The following is an 18,039-nucleotide window of genomic DNA, read 5'->3' on the forward strand; positions in this document are numbered from 1 at the left end:
GCGCGCCCATGCCCACCGTCGAAACGCCATGGTGGCGAGGCGGCGTCATCTACCAGGTCTATCCGCGCAGCTTTGCCGACGGCAACGGCGACGGCATCGGCGACCTGCCCGGCATCACCGCACGGCTGGACCACATCGCCCGGCTGGGCGTGGACGCCGTCTGGCTGTCGCCGTTCTTCAAGAGTCCGCAGAAGGATTTCGGCTACGACGTCAGCGACTACCGCGATGTCGATCCGATGTACGGCACACTGGCCGATTTCGACGCGCTGGTCGCGCGCGCGCATGCCCTCGGCCTGAAGGTCGTGATCGACCAGGTGCTGTCGCACTGCTCGGACCAGCACGCCTGGTTCACCGAGAGCCGCAGCAGCCGTGACAACCCGAAGGCCGACTGGTTCGTCTGGGCCGACGCCAAACATGACGGCACGCCGCCCAACAACTGGCTCAGCGTGTTCGGCGGCAGCGCCTGGCAATGGGATACGCGGCGCTGCCAGTACTACCTGCACAACTTCCTGGCCAGCCAGCCCGACCTGAACATCCACAACCCGGCGGTGCAGGACGCGCTGCTCGCCGAGGTGCGCTTCTGGCTCGACCGCGGCGTGGACGGCTACCGCCTCGACGCCATCAACTTCTGCTGCCACGACCGGCAATTGCGCGACAACCCCGGCCGGGGTGCACCGACACACGTGGACCCGACCGCGCCGGCCGCCAACCCCTATGCCTGGCAGGTGCACCAGTACGACAAGAGCCAGCCCGAGGCCTTGGACTTCCTGCGCCGGCTGCGCCACCTCGTCGACCAGTACGCCGACACCACCATGGTCGGCGAGATCGGCGACGAACGTGGCGTGGCGCTGATGGCCCAGTACACCAGCGGCGGTGACAAGCTGCACATGGCGTATTGCTTCGACCTGCTCGGCCCCACATATGACGCGCCCTATGTGCACGGCCTGCTGGCCAACCTGCAGGCGCAGATCGCGGATGGCTGGCCCTGCTGGGCGGTCTCCAACCACGACTGCGTGCGCGTGGCGACGCGCTGGGGCGGCCAGGCGCCGCATCCCGCGCTGCTGCGCCAGGTGGCGGCGCTGCTGCTGACACTGCGCGGGAGCGCCTGCATCTACCAGGGCGAGGAACTCGGCCTGCCCGAGGTGGACATCGAGCTTGCCGATCTGCAGGACCCCTACGGCATCGCGATGTGGCCGCAATACAAGGGCCGCGACGGCTGCCGCACGCCGATGCCGTGGATGGCGGACGCACCCGATCTGGGTTTCGGCAGCGGCCATGCGCGGCCCTGGCTGCCGCTGGGCGAGTCCCACCGCGCGCTGGCGGCTGACCGGCAGTGGGCCGATGCGGGTTCGCTGCTGCACCACTACCGCCGACTGCTGCAGTGGCGGCGCGCGCAGCCGGCCTTGGTGGCCGGTGCAATGGCGCTGCTGCCGTTGCAAGGCCCGGTGCTGGCCTTCGAGCGCACGCATGCCGACCAGCGGCTGCTGTGTGTCTTCAACCTCGGCGACCAGCCCGCGCGCTACGAGGTCGAGGCGGGTGATTGGCATTTGGCCGAGGACGCTCCCGCCACCACGCCGGGCACGCACCGCGATGGCCACGCTCTCAAGCTGCCGCCGCACGGCAGCGCCTTTGTCGCGCTTCCCATCTCGCCCATCTCGATTTGACAGGAGACCCCACATGTCCGCCATCAGCTTTCGCAACATCCACAAACGCTATGACGGCGCCAGCGCCGACACCATCCGCAACGTCAACCTGGAAATCCAGGCCGGCGAGTTCGTGGTCTTCGTCGGGCCATCGGGTTGCGGCAAGTCCACGCTGCTGCGCATGGTCGCCGGGCTGGAAGACATCTCCAGCGGCGACCTGGGCATCAAGGGCCAGCGCGTCAACGAAACCCCGCCTTCGCGCCGCGGCGTGGCCATGGTGTTCCAGAGCTACGCGCTGTATCCGCACATGACGGTCTACGACAACATGGCCTTCGGCCTCAAGCAGTTGAAGACCGAGAGCACCACGGTCGACCAGCGCGTGCGCAAGGCCTCCAAGATCCTGCAGCTCGACCCGTTGCTCAAGCGCTTGCCCAAGGAACTCTCGGGCGGCCAGCGCCAGCGCGTGGCCATCGGCCGCGCCATCGTGCGCGAGCCCGATGTGTTCCTGTTCGACGAACCGCTATCCAACCTCGACGCCTCGCTGCGGGTGCAGACCCGGCTCGAGATCGCCAAGCTGCACAAGGACATCGGCACCGCCAGCATGATCTACGTGACGCACGACCAAGTCGAGGCCATGACCCTGGCCGACAAGATCGTGCTGCTCAATGCGGGGGAGGCCGTGCAGCGCGATGGCAGCGTCGCGCAATTCGGCCCGCCGCTGGAGCTCTACCACCATCCGGTGAACAAGTTCGTGGCCGGCTTCATCGGCAGCCCGAAGATGAACTTCGTGTCCGCGCGCCTGGCGCGGGCCAATGGCAAATCGGCCGTGGCCATGGTCTCCGAAGTCGCCTGCCTGGCCGAGGTCGATGCCACCGGGTTGCCACCCAATGCCGAAGTCACGCTCGGCGTGCGACCCGAGCACGTGCAGATCGTGCCGCCCGGCGATGCCAACGTGGTGACCGGCCTGGTGGCCTTTCTCGAACAGCTCGGCGAGTCGAGCTACGTCTATGTGCGGCTGGCCGGCGGCGAACTCGTCACCGTGCGCCAGAGCGGCCAGGCCAGCGTGTCGGTGGGCAATCCGATCACGCTGTACTTCCCGCCGCAATGCCTGCACATGTTCGACGCCAACGACGTGGCGCTCAAGCGCACGGTGGACGCCGACGTACTCGGCCAGCCGCTGGTGGCCGGCGTCACCGTGGCGCGTACCCGCACGGTGGTGGCATGAGGCTGCGCGCTCCCGTTCCGTCTTTCCGAGCGCCGATGAGTTCCTGATCACGTATGGGCATGTCCGAATCCTTTTCCGCGGCACTCGAGACCGCGCCCTGGAGCCTGCGCGAGACCCGTCCCGATGCTGCAAGCGCGGCGCTGCATGAAACCCTGTTCTGCCTGGGCAATGGCCGCATCGGCGTTCGCGGCGCACACGAGGAGGGCGCCTGCTGGCCCGGCACCGAGCAGGACGCGATCTACGTCAACGGTTTCTACGACACCGAGGACATCCGTTATCCCGAGAACGGCTACGGCCTGGCGCGCACGAACCAGTTCATCGTGAGCCTGCCCAATGCCAAGGCCGTGCACTGGTGGATCGACGACGAGTTCTTCGATCCGCAGACCGGTCGCATCGAGGACTACGCACGCACCCTGCATTTCGACGCCGGCCTGCTCACCCGCTGCTTCGTCTGGGTGTCGCCACGCGGGCGGCGCGTGGCCGTGAACAGCACCCGGCTGGTGAGTTTCGAGCGGCAGACGGTGTTCGCGCTGCGTTATGAACTGCGTCCACTGGACGGCCCGGCCGTCGTCGCCGTCGAATCCTTCATCGACGCAAGTTCTCGGGAAATCATGGGCAGCGACGATCCGCGTGTCGGTTCGGCCCATGCGGCCAATGCGCTGGAGCCGGTCGCGATGGCGCGCAGCCCCGGCCGCACCGTGCTCACCCAGCGCACGCGCCGCAGCGGGCTGGTGGTGGTGAGCGCGCAGCAGAGCCAGGCGCGCTGCGAGCGGCAGGGGATGGTCGCGTCCGAGGACTGCGGCGGCCCGCTCTCGCCCGGCCAGCGCTTCAGTGTGCGGCTGGAGAAGGGAGAAAGCCTGCAACTCGACAAGGTGGTGGCCCTGGTGACCTCGGGTGCCACGCCGGTCGACGAACTCGCCGACCAGGCGGACACGCAGCTGCGCCTGGCCGTCGAGGCCGGCTTCGACCGCCTGTGCGAGGAGCAGCGGCATTTCCTCGACCGGTTCTGGCGCGAAGCCGATGTCCAGATCGACGGCGACCCAGCGCTGCAGCAGGGGCTGCGCTTCAACCAGTTGCACCTGCTGCAGTCGGTGGGCCGCGACGGACGCAGCAACGTGGCGGCCAAGGGGGTGACCGGCAGCGGCTACGACGGCCACTATTTCTGGGACACCGAGATCTATGTGTTCCCGGTGATGCTCTACACGCAGCCGGCCATCGCGCGAAAGCTGCTCGAGTTCCGCTACCACACGCTGGACGCGGCCCGGGCGAGGGCCCGCGACCTGGCGCATCCGCGAGGGGCGCTGTACCCCTGGCGCACCATTGCGGGCGAGGAATGTTCCTCCTATTTTCCGGCGGGCACCGCCCAGGTGCACATCAACGCCGACATCGCCTATGCCGTGAAGAGTTATTGGGAGGTGACCGGCGACGACGACTTCATGCTGCAGCACGGTGCGGAGATGGTGTTCGAGACCGCGCGCATCTGGCTCGGCCTCGGTCACTTCGAAGTCCGCAAGGAAGCTGGCCTGCCCGCGCGGCGCTTCTGCATCTACACCGTCACCGGGCCCGACGAATACACCGCGCTGGTCAACAACAACTTCTACACCAATGCCATGGCGCGCATGCACCTGGCCTTCGCCGTGGAGGTGTTCGACTGGCTGGCCAGGCGCCACCCGGCCACGCTGGCGGTGCTGCACGATCGAATCACCCTGGTGGCCGATGAGCCACCGGCGTGGCGCGACGCGGCCGAACACATGTACCTGCCCTACGACGCCGCGCTGGGCGTGCATCCGCAGGACGACAGCTTCACCGCCAAGCCGGCGTGGGCCGACAGCGGCTTCGACGGCGCCAGACGCCCGCTGCTGCTGCATTACCACGCGTTGGTGATCTACCGGCACCGCGTCTGCAAACAGGCCGACGTGGTGCTGGCGCTGCTGCTGCTCGGACACGAGTTCGGCATCGAGGAAAAGCGGCGCGACTTCGACTACTACGAGCCGCTGACCACGCACGATTCCTCGCTCTCGCGCTGCATCTTCGGCATCGTCGCCTCCGAAGTTGGTTATGCCGACAAGGCCTATGCCTACTTCGCCGACGGCGCGCGCACCGACCTCGACGACCACCACGGCAACACCCGCCACGGCGTGCACACCGCCGCCATGGCCGGCGCCTGGCTCGGCGTGGTGGCCGGTTTCGCCGGCCTGCGCATGCGCCGCAGCGTGGCCGCGTTCTCGCCGACCTTGCCGCCGGGCTGGCAGCGCTACGCCTTCAAGTTGCGCCTGGGGCAGGCACAGCTGCAGGTCGAGGTGCAGGCGCACGGTTGCAGGTACCGGCTCGTCGATGGCGAAAGCCTTCGCCTGGTACATCGCGGCGAGGAACTGGTGCTGACCCGGGCCGAGCCCGAACGAACCATGCCGCTCTGAGACGGATTCCAACTTTCCGAAAGATCCCCATGGCCACCGAATTCCGACACGCGTTCATCTTCGACCTGGATGGCGTCATCACCGACACGGCCGCGCTGCACCTGGCGGCCTGGCACGAGTTGGCCCTCGCCCTGGGCCTGCCGTTCAACAATGCGATGGGCGAGCGCCTCAAGGGCGTGTCGCGCATGGAGTCGCTCGAACTGATCCTGGGCGCCAGGGCGGGGCAATACAGCAACGAGCAGAAGATGCGGCTGGCCGACCGCAAGAACGCGGCCTATGTCCGGCTGCTGGCCCGCATCACCTCGGCCGACCTGTTGCCCGGTGCGGTCGAGGCCTTGAAGGCCGTGCGCGCGTCCGGCTTGGGCCTGGCGCTGGCTTCGGCCAGCAAGAACGCGCTGGCCGTGCTGGACCGGCTGCAGATCACCGGCTTGTTCGACCACGTGGTGGACGCCAACCAGGTGCGCCACGGCAAACCCGATCCCGAGATCTTCCTCCGCGCGGCGCAGGCCCTGGGCGTGGCGCCCGGGCGCTGCGTCGGTGTGGAGGACGCGGTCGCCGGCGTGCAGGCCATCCGCTCGGCCGGCATGTTCGCGGTCGGTGTCGGCAGCCGTTCGGTGTTGTTCGAGGCCGACCGCGTGATCCCCGACCTGACCCATTTCCACCCCACGGACTACCTGAGGTGATCCGAGTTCCCAGCGCCACCGGCTAGCGGGCGGTGGCGTTTTTTCGCAGCGATAGCAACCGCAAACACAAAAAATGGAGATGTTTCCGTGAAACGACAAAAACTCAAGCTCAGTACCCTCGGCGCCGCCGCCTTCACCGTTTCCCTGCTGCTCGGGGGCCAGGCCCGCGCGGCCGACCCCACCGAGGAGCCGACCGGGGCCGACGCCGTGGCCAAGAAGATCAGCACGGCCACCGGCCTGGACCTTTGGGGTTATGCGCGCGGCGGCTTCTATGGCGCGGCCGGCAGCCAGCCCAAGGCCGGCTACCAGCTCGGCGGCGATCTGCAGCACTACCGCCTGGGCAATGAAGGCGACAACTACATCGAATTCGGACTCGGCAGGAAATTCGATCTCGGCGAAGGCCTCAAGTGGGGCGTGTACTACATGCCCAAGGTCTACAACGGCACCAGCGGCACGGCGCAGGTGTATTCGGACATCTCGGGCCTCGAATTCGCGCCCAACCTGAGCTTCTGGGCGGGCCAACGCTTCCACCGCATCCAGGATGTCCACATCCTGGACAACTGGGTCATGGAAGATGGCGACAACTACGGCGCGGGTGTCGACGGCATTGCCGTGGGCGGCGGCAAGCTCAATCTCTCCGTCTACAGCGACGGCAACAGCGACAACCACAACACCAGCTCGAACAATGGCAAGCGGATGAACTTCCAGCTGGTCGATCTGCCGGTCAACCCGGGCGGCCTGCTGAGCCTCACGGGCGGGGTCATCGGCGGAAGCTACGCCCTGGGCAAGAAGGGCGGGGCGCTCGGTCTGCTGCACAACCAGAAGGACTTTTTGGTGAAGGGGTTGACCAATTCCCTGTTCCTGCAGGCCTCGAACGGCCATGCGGCACTCAACGGCAAATTCTACAACCTGGACGATGTCAACGGTGTGGCCCAGGCCGGTGCCAAACAGGCGCGCATCATCGAGGCCATCAACTGGCAGGTCGGCAAATTCGGCGGGCAGGCCCTGGTTGGCTACCAGACCAGGACCCCTGACAGCGGCCCGTCCGACGGTGTCAAGACCAAGGATCTCAGTGTCGGTGGGCGTGTCAGTTACGGCGTCGCCAGGCAGGTCAAGCTGCTGGGCGAAGTCGGGCTGACATCGCGCGCCATCGACGGCCAGGATAAGCAACGCCTCTACAAGAGCACAGCCGCGGTGGCGTTTTCACCCAACACCGACTTCTGGACCCGGCCGGAATTCCGCGTCTACCTGACCCGCGCCAACTGGAACGATGCGGCCGCCACGGCCAACAGCAGCTCGTTCGGTACCAATGGTCGCAAGAGCGCCACCAGCTTCGGCGTGCAGATGGAGGTCTGGTGGCAGTGACCCGGTGATTCGCCGGATGCGGGCCGATCAGCCGGAGTGCTTGTCGGCTTCGGTGGTGAAGGCGTCGGCGAAGAACTCCTCGGGGTCCAGGCCGGCCAGCCGGGTATAGGCGTCGCGCGCCGATTCGACCACGATCGGTGCGCCACAGGCATAGACCTGGTGGCCGGAGAGGTCGGGCAGGTCGTCCAGCACCGCCTGGTGCACGAAGCCGGTGCGGCCCGTCCAGTGGTCTTCGGGCAGGGCATTGGAGACCACCGGCACGTAGCGCAGGTTCGGCATTTCGGCGAGGCGCGCCTTCACCCAGCCGTCCATGTACAGGTCGCCCGGGCGGCGGCCGCCCCAGTAGAGCGTGGCCGGCCGCGTGATGCCTTTGGCCAGCATGTGTTCGAGCACGGCCTTGATCGGTGCGAAACCCGTGCCCGAGGCCAGCAGCACGATGGGTTTGTCGGAGTCGTCGCGCAGGAAGAAGCTGCCGTAAGGGCCTTCGATGCGCAGGATTTCCTTCTCTTTCATGGCGCCGAACACGTGGTCGGTGAACTTGCCGCCCGGCATGTGGCGGATGTGCAATTCGATGCCGGGATTCGCAGTTGCCACACCTTCCACCGGCTCCGGCCGGGCCGTCGGCGCATTGGCCATGCTGTAGCTGCGCCGCGCGCCGTCGCGCAGGATGAATTCCACGTATTGCCCGGCGTGGTAACGCAGGTTGTCGTTCGCCGGCAATTGCAGGCGGACCACCATCACGTCGGCCGAGACCCTTTCCAGGCTGCTCACCCGGGAAGGCATCTTCTTGATCGGAAATGCGCTTTCGTCGGTGACCTGGCGCGATTCGAGCACCACGTCGGACAGCGGGATCGCGCAGCACGTCAGCACCAGCCCGGCCGCGTCCTCCTCGGGGCTCAGCGCCTTGCTCTGGTGCGGGCCGTGCACCACGCTGCCGGCCAGCTTCCTGCACTTGCAGCTGCCGCAGGCGCCGTCCTTGCAGCCATAGGGCAGGCCCACGCCCTGGCGGATGCCGGCGGCGAGAATGGATTCGCCCGCATGGGTGGTGAAGCTGCGGCCGCTGGGCAGCACGCTGACGCTGAATTCGGCCTGGGCCATGGCCGCGCTGGAGGCCTCATTGGGGCTGCTCATCTTTTCGTTATCCTCAGAGGACTCTCTGTTCACAATCCCCGATTTTGCCTTCAAACCAATCCCCTCTCGGTGCGCTGCCAGCGCGCTTCCGCCGTGAACGCCTGTTGATCGTGGGCTGCGGCGACGTCGGCCTGCGCGTGGCCCAGGCCCTGCCGCGCCAGGTGCGGCTGCTGGCGCTGACCTCCAGCGCGGACCGCCTGCCGCTGCTGCGTGCCCACGGCATCACCCCTCTGCGGGGCAATCTCGATCAGCCGGCCACCCTGCGCCGCCTGGCCGGCCTCGCCACGCGGGTGCTGCATCTGGCGCCGCCGCCCGGGGAGGGACGGGGCGATCCGCGCACCAAGGCGTTGCTGCGCGCACTGCAGCACCGCAGCGCGCCGGCTGCGCTGGTCTACGGCTCCACCACCGGCGTCTACGGCGACTGCCGCGGCGAGGTGGCGGCGGAAACGCGGACGCTGGCCGCGCACACCGAACGGGCCAAGCGGCGCGTCGACGCCGAGGCTGCCGTGCGGTTTGCGGGCCGCATGGCGCGCCACGCCGGCACGGTGCGCGCCAGCATCCTGCGCATTCCCGGCATCTACGCTCCCGACCGCGAAGGCGGCACGCCACTGGCGCGCCTGCAGAAGGGAACACCGGTGCTGGAGGCGCGCGACGATGTCTACACCAACCACATCCATGCGAACGATCTCGCACGCGCTTGCGTGGCGGCCCTGTGGCGCGGCCGGCCGCAGCGCATCTACAACGTCTGCGACGACAGTCAGTTGCTGATGGGCGACTATTTCGACCTCGCCGCCGACCTCTACGGCATGCCGCGACCAAAGCGCGTGCCGCGCAGCACGGCCCAGGGACAGTTGCCGCTGATGCTGTTGAGCTTTATGGGCGAATCGCGCCGGCTGGACAATGACCGGCTTAAGCACGAACTCGGGCTGCGGCTGTGGTATCCGTCGGTGGAAAGTGGTTTGCGGTCAGGTTGACCACGCTCAAATGCCGGCCGGTTTGCGCATGGTCGACATGCGGTCCGCGCCCTTGAGCTTGATCGTCTTGATGTCCGCGCCTTGCAGCACGGTGAGCTGCACATCGGCATCGGGCTCGGGATGCGACCACAGCTTCTTATAGAACGATTCCAGCGAATCGACCTTGGCGCCGTCCACCGCGAGGACGAGGTCGCCGGGCTGCAGGCCGGCGCTCTCGGCCGGTCCTTCCTTGTTGACCTGCAGCACCTGGACGCGGCCACCCTGCTCGGTGGAGGTCAGGCCCAGCCAGGGCCGCCGGCTGAGCTTGGTGCTGCCGGTTTGCTGCAACTCGGCCAGGATCGGCTTGAGCAGGGTGACGGGCACGAACATGTTGCCGGGAAAGCGCCGCTTGTCCCCCATGGCGTCGAGCACCAGCAGGCTGCCAACGCCGATGAGCTCGCCGCGCTGGTTGAACAGCGGCGCGCCCGAATGGTTCTCGATCGGCGGGCTGGTGAACAGCGCGGATTCGATGAAGTATTCCCAGTAGCCCGAAAACGGCCGAAGGCTCACCAACTGCGTCATGTTCACGTCGCCGTCTTCGCCGCCGGTGGCGGCCATCAGCACCGTGCCGGGCCGGGTGTCGCTCAGGTCGCCCAGCGGCACCGGCGCGATGCCGCGCAACGGCAGCAGAGGCTTGACCAGGCCGAAACCCGTGGCTTGGTCGTAACCCACCGCCTGGGCCGGCAAGACCTTGTTGTCCTGCGTGACGATCTGGATGCTTTCCGCCTCGAGCAGCAGGTAGCCGATGGTCAGGATCAGGCCGTCGCTGCCGATCACCACGCCGGAGCCCTGGCGCCGGTTGCCTAGTGATTCGGCCGAGCGCGCACCTTCGGCCACCGTGACCTGCAGGCCCACGACCGCGGCGTTGGCGCGGCTCATGGCGTCGATCATGGCCTGGGGCGGTGGCGGCGCCACGCTGGCGGCCTGCGCGTGCAGTGCCCCTGCGAGAGCCGCGATACAAAAAATCCCAAGCCGAAGAGTTCCGAGCCGTCTGGCCCAAAGCTTGGCTGCATGCATGATCTGCTCCCCTCGCGGCCACCTGGCGATGATGGCGAAATGCCCCGCCGGAAAGCGGCGGGCGTCGAGGAAAGCTTGCACCTAATTCGGGGTCCATGCAAGCGGCGACGGCCTTGTCCGAGGGGCTTGCTGCAAATATTTTGCTAAGCCTGCCGGAGGCCGGTCCAGGTGGTGAGCGCATTGCTGGCAATGAGGTCTTGTCCTACACCGAATCACCGCGCACCGCCCACGTCACGAGGCGGGCTTGCCTGAGTGCGGACTGCACGCCATCGTGCTCGAATACCGGCATGCGATGTCCAACATGCGGGAAGCAGCGGACCTCGCCGAGACCAACTTCCAAGGAGACTGCCATGCAGCACCTGTCCCGTTCCCTGTTCTTCTCGCCCGCCAAGGTGCGGGCCGTCCGCACCGGCGCCTCGCTCGCCGCTGCGGCGGTGCTCGCCGCTGGCCTTGTCGGCTGCGCCGCGCCGCCGGCCTATTCCGACAACGGTTATCCGAACCAGGCTTATCCGAACCAGGCCGCCTACCCGGTGCAATCCACGCAACAGGGTTACGCCGTGCCCGCTCAGCAGGTCCAGATGGCCGAATTCGGCCGGGTCACGCAGATCCAGCTGGTGCGGACCGAGGAAAGGCCGCGCAGCGGTAGCGGCGCGGGCGCCATCATCGGCGGCGTGGCAGGTGCGATCATCGGCCACCAGATCGGCGGGGGGTTCGGCCGTGACGCCGCGACCGCGGTCGGTGCCGTCGGCGGCGCGGTGGCCGGCAACAGCATCGAGAAGAACAGCGCCGCACCCAACGTGCGCGAGGTCTACCGAGTGTCGATCCAGCTCGACAACGGCAGTTACCGGGCCTATGACATCGGCGGCGGCATCGACCTGCGCGTGGGCGACCGCGTGCGCATCGAGAACGGGCAGATCATCCGCTCGTAACGATGACCTGACGGCGCCCGACGCCTAAAGCGCCCGCCCGGCAGCAAGGCCCGGCGGGTGTTGTCACTGCGCCGAACCCAGCAGCCCGCGCTGCAGCAGGTTGGCGTACAGCGCGCGCGTGCCGAAGGTCCACGGCGCGATCTCGGTGGAGAGCTGGACGGTGTTGACCAGCCGGCCCAGCTGCGGCGTGTGGATGCTCACTCGATCGCCGAGCTTGTGGGTGAAACCCGAGCCTTTGGCGCCGCGGTCCTGGATCGGCGAGAACATGGTGCCGAGGAACAGCATGAAGCCGTCGGGGTACTGGTGGTGCTTGCCGCAGGTCTGGGCCACCAGGTCCAGCGGATCGCGGCTGATCTCGCGCATGTTGCTCACGCCCTCGAGCACGAAACCGTCCGCGGCACCTTCGATCAGCAGCGACACCTCGGCCTGGCGCACGCTGTCGATCGTGAAGTGCTCGTCGAACAGGCGGATGAAGGGGCCGATGGCGCAGGAGCCGTTGTTGTCCTTGGCCTTGCCGAGCAGCAGCGCGCTGCGGCCCTCGATGTCGCGCAGGTTGACGTCGTTGCCGAGGGATGCGCCCACCGTTTCGCCACGCGCGTTCACGGCCAGCACGATTTCCGGCTCGGGGTTGTTCCACTCCGAAGACGGCGACAACCCCACCTCGGCGCCGAAGCCCACGGCCGACATCGGCTGAGACTTGGAGAACACTTCCGCGTCCACGCCGAGGCCGACCTCCATGTACTGCGACCACGCGCCACGTGCCACCATCTCGGCCTTGAGCGTCAGCGCCGCCTTGGAGCCGGGCTTGATCTGCGCCAGGTTCACGCCGAGCTGGGACTGCAAGCGTTCGCGGAATTCGCTGGCCTTCTCGGCATCGCCATGGGTTTGTTCTTCCAGTACGCGCTCGAGCAGGCTCACGGCAAAGGTCACGCCACAGGCCTTGATGGCCTGCACGTCGTTGGGTGCGAGCAGGGTGATGTCAGTCTTGGTCGTCTGGAGGCTGGCTTCCAGCAAGGCCTGCACCGGTCCGAGAGATTCGCCCTTGGCGCTGCGGGCGAAGGCGAGTGCGTCGCCGCGGTCGAGCAGGTCGGCCGTGGTTGGCACGCTGGCCGTGATGTCGAAGGCTTCGCCATTGCGTACGGCGACCACGCTGGGCCCGCCGACAGGACCATTGCGCCAGACGCGGCCGATCAACGTGGCGCGTGCGAGGTCCTGAGGCAGGCTGGTGGCGATGTCGATGGGTGTCATGTGAAACTTGTCTCTTGGAGGTGGCTTGGAAAAAGGAGCGTCAGCTTAACTGCGCCATTGGAGCGAGTCCATCATATTGATTTATGTTCCAACCTGTTGGACAATCTCGAACCCATGACGGAAGCTTACGAAGTCCCCGCGCTGCGCAGGGCCGACATGGTGCTGCAGCGTCTGGCCGAGGTGCGCGCCCCGGTGCGTGCCGCCGAGTTGCTGGAAGCCACGGGCCTGGCCAGGAGCACGCTCTACCTCCTGCTCGAATCGCTCGAGCGCCGAAATTGGATCGAGCGCAGCGGCGACGGCTACGTCATCGGCGTGCGGCTGTTCGAGCACGGCAGTGCCTACCTGCGCCATGACGGCCTGCAGGAGGCGTTCCGCACCGCGGCCAGCGCCTTCGTGGCCAGGCACAACGAGGCGGTGCAGATGGCCATCCTCGACGGCGCCGAAGTCGTCTACGTGGCACGCGAGGATGCGAACCGGCCGGTGCGGCTGGTGTCCGACCTCGGCACGCGCCTGCCCGCGCACTGCAGCGCGCTGGGCAAGGCCATCATGGCCAGCATGGACGATGCCGACGTGCTCGCCATGCTGCCGCCGACGCTGGTGGCGCTGACCGAGCGCAGCATCACCCGCGTGCCGCAGTTGCTCAAGGCGCTCGCGCAGGTGCGCAACGCGGGCGTGGCGCTCGACGTGGAGGAGGTGTCGGCCGGGCTGCATTGCTTCGCGGCCTATGTGGGCAAGACGGCCATGGGGCGGCGCGTGGCGGTCAGCACGTCGGTGCCGATCGACCGCATGGACCGCCGGCGCGAGAAACTGCTGGCCGGCGGCATCGCGCAGCTCGCCAAACAGGTCGGCGTGCGGATGTCACGTTAGCAGCGGCGGATCTGCCGCTTCGTGCATAAGGTAGAGTCGCAGCGCATGCGCACGGGTGCGCGCAATGCCCAGACCATCCAACGATCATCAGTTCGAGGCGAGAGAATGAGCATCAAACAGGAGGCAGCCGTCGACGCGGCGCCTGCCAGCCACGCGCGGCACGGCCCAGCCCTGCTGATCGCCGCGCTCGGCGTGGTTTTCGGCGACATCGGCACCTCGCCACTGTATGCCTTCAAGGAAACCCTGAATCCCGATCATGGGGTTGTGCTCACGCAGGCCGCCGTGCTCGGCCTGCTGTCGCTCATCTTCTGGGGGCTGGTATTTGTCGTCACGCTCAAATACGTGGTGTTCGTGCTGCGCGCCGACCACGACGGCGAAGGCGGCATCCTGGCGCTGCAGGCGCTGGCGCGCAAGGCGCTCGGCGAGCGCGCGCCAGGCAGCGCGGGCCATTGGCTATGGCGCGCCATCGGTGGACTCGGCCTGCTCGGCGCGGCCATGTTCTACGGCGACAGCCTCATCACGCCGGCGATCTCGGTGCTGTCGGCCGTGGAGGGCCTGGAGGTGCTGGCGCCGCAACTGCAGACCTATGTGATCCCGGTCACGATGTTCATCCTCGTCGGCTTGTTCGCCGTGCAGCGCAAGGGCACGGGTGTGGTGGGCCGGATCTTCGGCCCGGTGATGCTGCTGTGGTTCGGGGTGCTGGCGCTGGGCGGGCTGTGGCATGTTTCGCAGCAGCCGCAGATACTCGCCGCGCTCGATCCGCGTCACGCCGTGGGCTTCCTGATCACACACCGTGCCCAGGCGCTGGCGGTGCTGGGTGCCGTGTTCCTTGCCTTCACGGGTGGTGAGGCGTTGTACGCCGACATGGGGCATTTCGGCGCGGCGCCGATCCGCCTGGCCTGGCTGTTCATCGCGCTGCCGAGCCTGGTGCTCAACTACTTCGGCCAGGGCGCACTGGTGCTGGTCGATCCGGCGGCCATCGACAACCCGTTCTTCCGCATGTACCCGGGCTGGGCCGTGTTGCCGATGGTGCTGCTGGCGGCCATGGCCACGGTGATCGCGTCGCAAGCGGTGATTTCCGGCGCGTTTTCCCTGACGGCACAGGCCATGCGCATGGGCTACCTCCCGCGCATGCGCGTGGTGCAGACTTCGGGCGAGGCCATCGGCCAGATCTACGTGCCCATGGTCAACTGGACGCTGATGGTCGGCGTGTTGCTGCTGGTGATCGGTTTCCGCAGCTCGGGCGCCTTGTCGGCCGCCTACGGCATCGCGGTGTCGATCACGATGGTCACCACCACCCTGCTGGCCGGCGTCGTCGCCTACCGTCTGTGGCGCTGGAACAGGCTGGCCGTCGGCCTGGGCGTGCTGGCCTTCGCCTTCATCGACCTCACCTTCGTGCTGGCCAACAGCCTGAAGATCCTCGACGGCGGCTGGCTTACGCTGGCGGTGGCGGCCGTGGTCATGCTGCTGTTCACCACCTGGGCCAAGGGGCGTCGGCTCGGCCTGGAGGCCGCCGCCGCAGAAAGCCTGCCGATCGAGGCCTTTGTCGCTTCGCTCGAAGGTCACATGCCGCACCGCGTGCGCGGCACGGCGGTGTTCCTGAACTCGGACGAACACGCCGTGCCGCATGCGCTGCTGCACAACCTCAAGCACAACCAGGTGCTGCACGACATCGTGATCGTGTTGCGCGTATTGGCCTGCGACGTGCCGCGCATCGATGCGCGGCAACGCATCGAGGGCCACACGCTGGGCCACGGCATCTGGCTCGTCACCGCGCGCCACGGCTTCATGGAAAGGCCCAACGTCCCCGAGTTCATCCGCATCCTGGCGTACCAGAAGGGGCTGGACTGCGCCTCGATGAGTACTTCCTATTTCGTCTCGCGCGCTTCGCTCAGCGGGCGGCACATGCTGCACATGACGGCGCTGCGCAGCGCGCTGTTCGGCTGGCTGCAGCGCAATGCGGGCCGCGCATCCGACTATTTCGAGTTGCCGGAAAACCGGCTCGTCGAGATGGGCCAGCGCACCCTCGGGCGGCGCTGATTCGCCGATTCACTGATGGCAGACATTCCGTCCACACCGTCGCTCGAGGCCGAGGCCCGGCGCCTCGCGCGCGAGGATGCCGTGCGGCGCGTGGCCGCCCGCGCCGACACCGTGGCCTTGGCGGGCGACGACGTACCCTCGCCCTGCATTTCGGTATGCCGCATCGATGCGCATGCGGGCCTGTGCGAAGGCTGCTTTCGCACGCTCGATGAAATCTCGGGCTGGAGCCGGGCGTCACCCGCGGCCAAACGTGCCGTCTGGCAGGCCATCCGGCTGCGCATGACGGCTGGCTGACGCAATTTTTGCCGTTCGATTCGTGCGAAGTCGGACAGGGTCCCAGCTTCGACGCATCCACCGAGGGAAAACCCTCCGGTCATCGGTCGATGATTCCCGTATGGTCGCGGGCTTCTCATTTACAGAAAAAAACACAGATGTCCGGTCGCCACATGACGCTCAGAACCAAACTGTTGATGCTATCGCTGGCGGGGCTGGCGTCGAGCATTCTCATGGCCTTGCTCGGCTTCATGGCACTCACCACCGCTTCGGAGACGGAGGCCTTCCTGGCCGAGGACGCGGTGCCCAGCCTGGTCGTGGTGTCCGGCATCAACGACGCAGCCAATAACATCCGGCAGACCGAGCTCAGCCTGGCGGTCGCTCAGAATTCCCGCGAGGTGGACGCCGACGAGGCCACGCTGAATCGCCACGACAAGCGCTTCGCCGAGCAGATGGCCAGCTACGAAAAGGGCGTCGACAACGACGTGGAGCGCCAACTGTTCCAGACCGTGGCGCAGCGTTTCGCCAGCTATCGGGCCAGCGCGGCCGAGACCTTGGCCGGGGCCAAGGCCGCCGATTACTCCGCGCAGGATGAATTGCGCCGCCGCGCCCGAGTCGATTCAGGGCAGAGTTTCAAGACCCTGGGCGACGCGCTGGGCGCCCTGATCGGCTACAACCAGAAGGCCGTGCAGGAAGCCCACGCGGTCTCGCGCGCGTCGAGCCAGCGGGCCAAATTCACCCTGGCGGGACTGACGCTGGCCGTGGGCGTGGCGCTGCTGGCCTTCGGCACGATGATGACGCGTGGACTGCTTCGGCAGTTCGGCGGTGAGCCGTCAGCCGCCGTGGACATCGCGCGGGGCGTGGCGCAAGGCGACCTGAGCATGCCGATCCGTCTCGCACCGGGCGACGAACGCAGTGTGATGGCTTCGCTGAAGAACATGCAGACCAGCCTCAGCCAGACGGTGCTTCAGGTGCGCCGCAATGCTGAAGGCGTGGCCACGGCCTCGGCCGAGATTTCGCACGGCAACAACGACCTCTCCGCACGCACCGAGCAGCAGGCCAGTGCGCTGCAGCAGACGGCCGCCTCGATGGAAGAGCTCAGCTCCACCGTGAAGCAGAACGCCGACAACGCGCGTCAGGCGAACCAGCTCGCGCAGAGCGCTTCCACCGTGGCCGTGCGCGGCGGCGACGTGGTCGGCCAGGTGGTGGAGACCATGAAGGGCATCAACGACAGCTCGAAGAAGATCGCCGACATCATCAGCGTGATCGACGGCATCGCGTTCCAGACCAACATCCTGGCGCTCAATGCCGCGGTGGAAGCGGCCCGCGCGGGCGAACAGGGCCGGGGCTTCGCCGTGGTGGCCAGCGAAGTGCGCAGCCTGGCCCAGCGCAGCGCGGACGCCGCCAAGGAAATCAAGAACCTGATCTCGGCCAGCGTCGAACGCGTGGACCAGGGCACGACGTTGGTCGACCAGGCCGGCGTGACGATGCAGGAGGTGGTGACCGCCATTCGCCGGGTAACCGACATCATGGGCGAGATCAGCGCGGCCAGCACCGAGCAGAGCCAGGGCGTGAGCCAGGTCGGCGAGGCCGTGACCCAGATGGACCAGGCCACGCAGCAGAACGCCGCGCTGGTGGAGCAGTCGGCAGCCGCAGCCCAAAGCCTGAACGATCAGGCCGAGCAACTCGTGCGCGCAGTATCGGTCTTCAGGACCGGATCGGCGCTGGCATTGGCTTAGCCAGGCGATCGTGCGGCCGCTTCCGGTTCGGGCCCCGGAAGAAACACCTCGCTTCGATGGACACCGCCGGCGGCGAATCGAACGCCTCGCAGAGGTGATCTTGGCGCGGGCCGGTTAAGGCGCCCCGGTTGCCTACATCGGTACGCAATCCGTCAATGCCGGCGTTTGAACACAATCGCGCATCCCGACGCTCCTTGGTTACGCTGCTATTATTGTTGTAAAGGTTACATTTACTTGTTTTTTCGGTTGCGTACTGATGGGGCGCAAGGCTGGCCTGGTGAGCCGTGTCCGGACATACCAGGACACGCCGAGGGGCACCCAGGCGGATAAGCACGTGATGAGGGATTCCTACGCATGAAGACCACGTTCGAAGCCTTGAAGAACGGCCGTTTTGAAAAGTCAGTCAGGCGTTTTCGTTTCGTCTGTGTATTGAGCAGCGTCTTGCTGGC

Annotated in this window: 14 protein-coding genes; 11 read left to right on the plus strand and 3 right to left on the minus strand. The window is 67.1% G+C overall.

The window, feature by feature from the left end; all coding sequences use genetic code 11:
* Positions 1-8 precede the first annotated feature (8 nt).
* The 5 genes from RD110_RS07345 (at position 9) to RD110_RS07365 (ending at position 7,333) form a co-directional block, all read left to right on the plus strand.
* Complete coding sequence (locus RD110_RS07345; RefSeq protein WP_076204560.1) at positions 9-1,664, plus strand: alpha-glucosidase family protein; 1,656 nt, start codon at positions 9-11, stop codon at positions 1,662-1,664.
* Between the two features lie 13 nt (positions 1,665-1,677).
* Positions 1,678-2,868, plus strand: coding sequence for an ABC transporter ATP-binding protein (locus RD110_RS07350; protein ID WP_076198123.1), 1,191 nt, complete (start codon positions 1,678-1,680; stop codon positions 2,866-2,868).
* Positions 2,869-2,927: 59 nt separating this feature from the next.
* Complete coding sequence (locus RD110_RS07355) at positions 2,928-5,285, plus strand: glycoside hydrolase family 65 protein (protein ID WP_076204563.1); 2,358 nt, start codon at positions 2,928-2,930, stop codon at positions 5,283-5,285.
* Between the two features lie 29 nt (positions 5,286-5,314).
* Positions 5,315-5,968, plus strand: a complete 654-nt coding sequence (pgmB, locus tag RD110_RS07360; RefSeq protein WP_076198125.1) for a beta-phosphoglucomutase — start codon at positions 5,315-5,317, stop codon at positions 5,966-5,968.
* Positions 5,969-6,055: 87 nt separating this feature from the next.
* Positions 6,056-7,333 (plus strand): carbohydrate porin, encoded by a 1,278-nt coding sequence (locus tag RD110_RS07365; RefSeq protein ID WP_083686135.1) that lies wholly within the window; start codon positions 6,056-6,058, stop codon positions 7,331-7,333.
* 27 nt (positions 7,334-7,360) lie between these two features.
* Here RD110_RS07365 and RD110_RS07370 read toward each other — a convergent pair whose 3' ends face one another.
* Entirely contained in the window at positions 7,361-8,464 is a 1,104-nt protein-coding gene (locus RD110_RS07370; protein ID WP_239467194.1) for a CDP-6-deoxy-delta-3,4-glucoseen reductase, read from the minus strand.
* 44 nt (positions 8,465-8,508) lie between these two features.
* On the opposite strand from RD110_RS07370, the gene RD110_RS07375 reads away from it, so the two are divergent.
* Positions 8,509-9,438 (plus strand): SDR family oxidoreductase, encoded by a 930-nt coding sequence (locus tag RD110_RS07375; protein ID WP_076198127.1) that lies wholly within the window; start codon positions 8,509-8,511, stop codon positions 9,436-9,438.
* A 6-nt stretch (positions 9,439-9,444) separates the two neighbouring features.
* On the opposite strand, the gene RD110_RS07380 is transcribed toward RD110_RS07375, so the two are convergent.
* Positions 9,445-10,368, minus strand: a complete 924-nt coding sequence (locus RD110_RS07380) for a S1C family serine protease (RefSeq protein WP_239467195.1) — start codon at positions 10,366-10,368, stop codon at positions 9,445-9,447.
* Positions 10,369-10,844: 476 nt separating this feature from the next.
* Between RD110_RS07380 and RD110_RS07385 the strand changes: the two genes are divergently transcribed.
* Positions 10,845-11,423, plus strand: a complete 579-nt coding sequence (locus RD110_RS07385; protein WP_076198129.1) for a glycine zipper 2TM domain-containing protein — start codon at positions 10,845-10,847, stop codon at positions 11,421-11,423.
* A gap of 63 nt (positions 11,424-11,486) precedes the next feature.
* On the opposite strand, the gene RD110_RS07390 is transcribed toward RD110_RS07385, so the two are convergent.
* A complete protein-coding gene (locus RD110_RS07390) occupies positions 11,487-12,671 on the minus strand; it encodes a fumarylacetoacetate hydrolase family protein (RefSeq protein WP_076198131.1) in 1,185 nt (394 codons plus the stop codon).
* A 114-nt stretch (positions 12,672-12,785) separates the two neighbouring features.
* On the opposite strand from RD110_RS07390, the gene RD110_RS07395 reads away from it, so the two are divergent.
* The 4 genes from RD110_RS07395 (at position 12,786) to RD110_RS28810 (ending at position 17,590) form a co-directional block, all read left to right on the plus strand.
* Positions 12,786-13,538 (plus strand): IclR family transcriptional regulator, encoded by a 753-nt coding sequence (locus RD110_RS07395; protein WP_076204575.1) that lies wholly within the window; start codon positions 12,786-12,788, stop codon positions 13,536-13,538.
* Between the two features lie 105 nt (positions 13,539-13,643).
* Positions 13,644-15,578, plus strand: coding sequence for a potassium transporter Kup (locus RD110_RS07400; protein ID WP_204250037.1), 1,935 nt, complete (start codon positions 13,644-13,646; stop codon positions 15,576-15,578).
* 15 nt (positions 15,579-15,593) lie between these two features.
* Positions 15,594-15,872 carry a DUF1289 domain-containing protein gene (locus RD110_RS07405; RefSeq protein ID WP_076198133.1) on the plus strand — a complete coding sequence of 93 codons (279 nt, stop codon included), beginning with the start codon at positions 15,594-15,596 and terminating at the stop codon, positions 15,870-15,872.
* A 152-nt stretch (positions 15,873-16,024) separates the two neighbouring features.
* Entirely contained in the window at positions 16,025-17,590 is a 1,566-nt protein-coding gene (locus tag RD110_RS28810) for a methyl-accepting chemotaxis protein (RefSeq protein ID WP_083686136.1), read from the plus strand.
* Positions 17,591-18,039 lie beyond the last annotated feature (449 nt).

This window comes from Rhodoferax koreense (assembly GCF_001955695.1).
Taxonomy (GTDB): Bacteria; Pseudomonadota; Gammaproteobacteria; order Burkholderiales; family Burkholderiaceae_C; genus Rhodoferax_B; species Rhodoferax_B koreensis.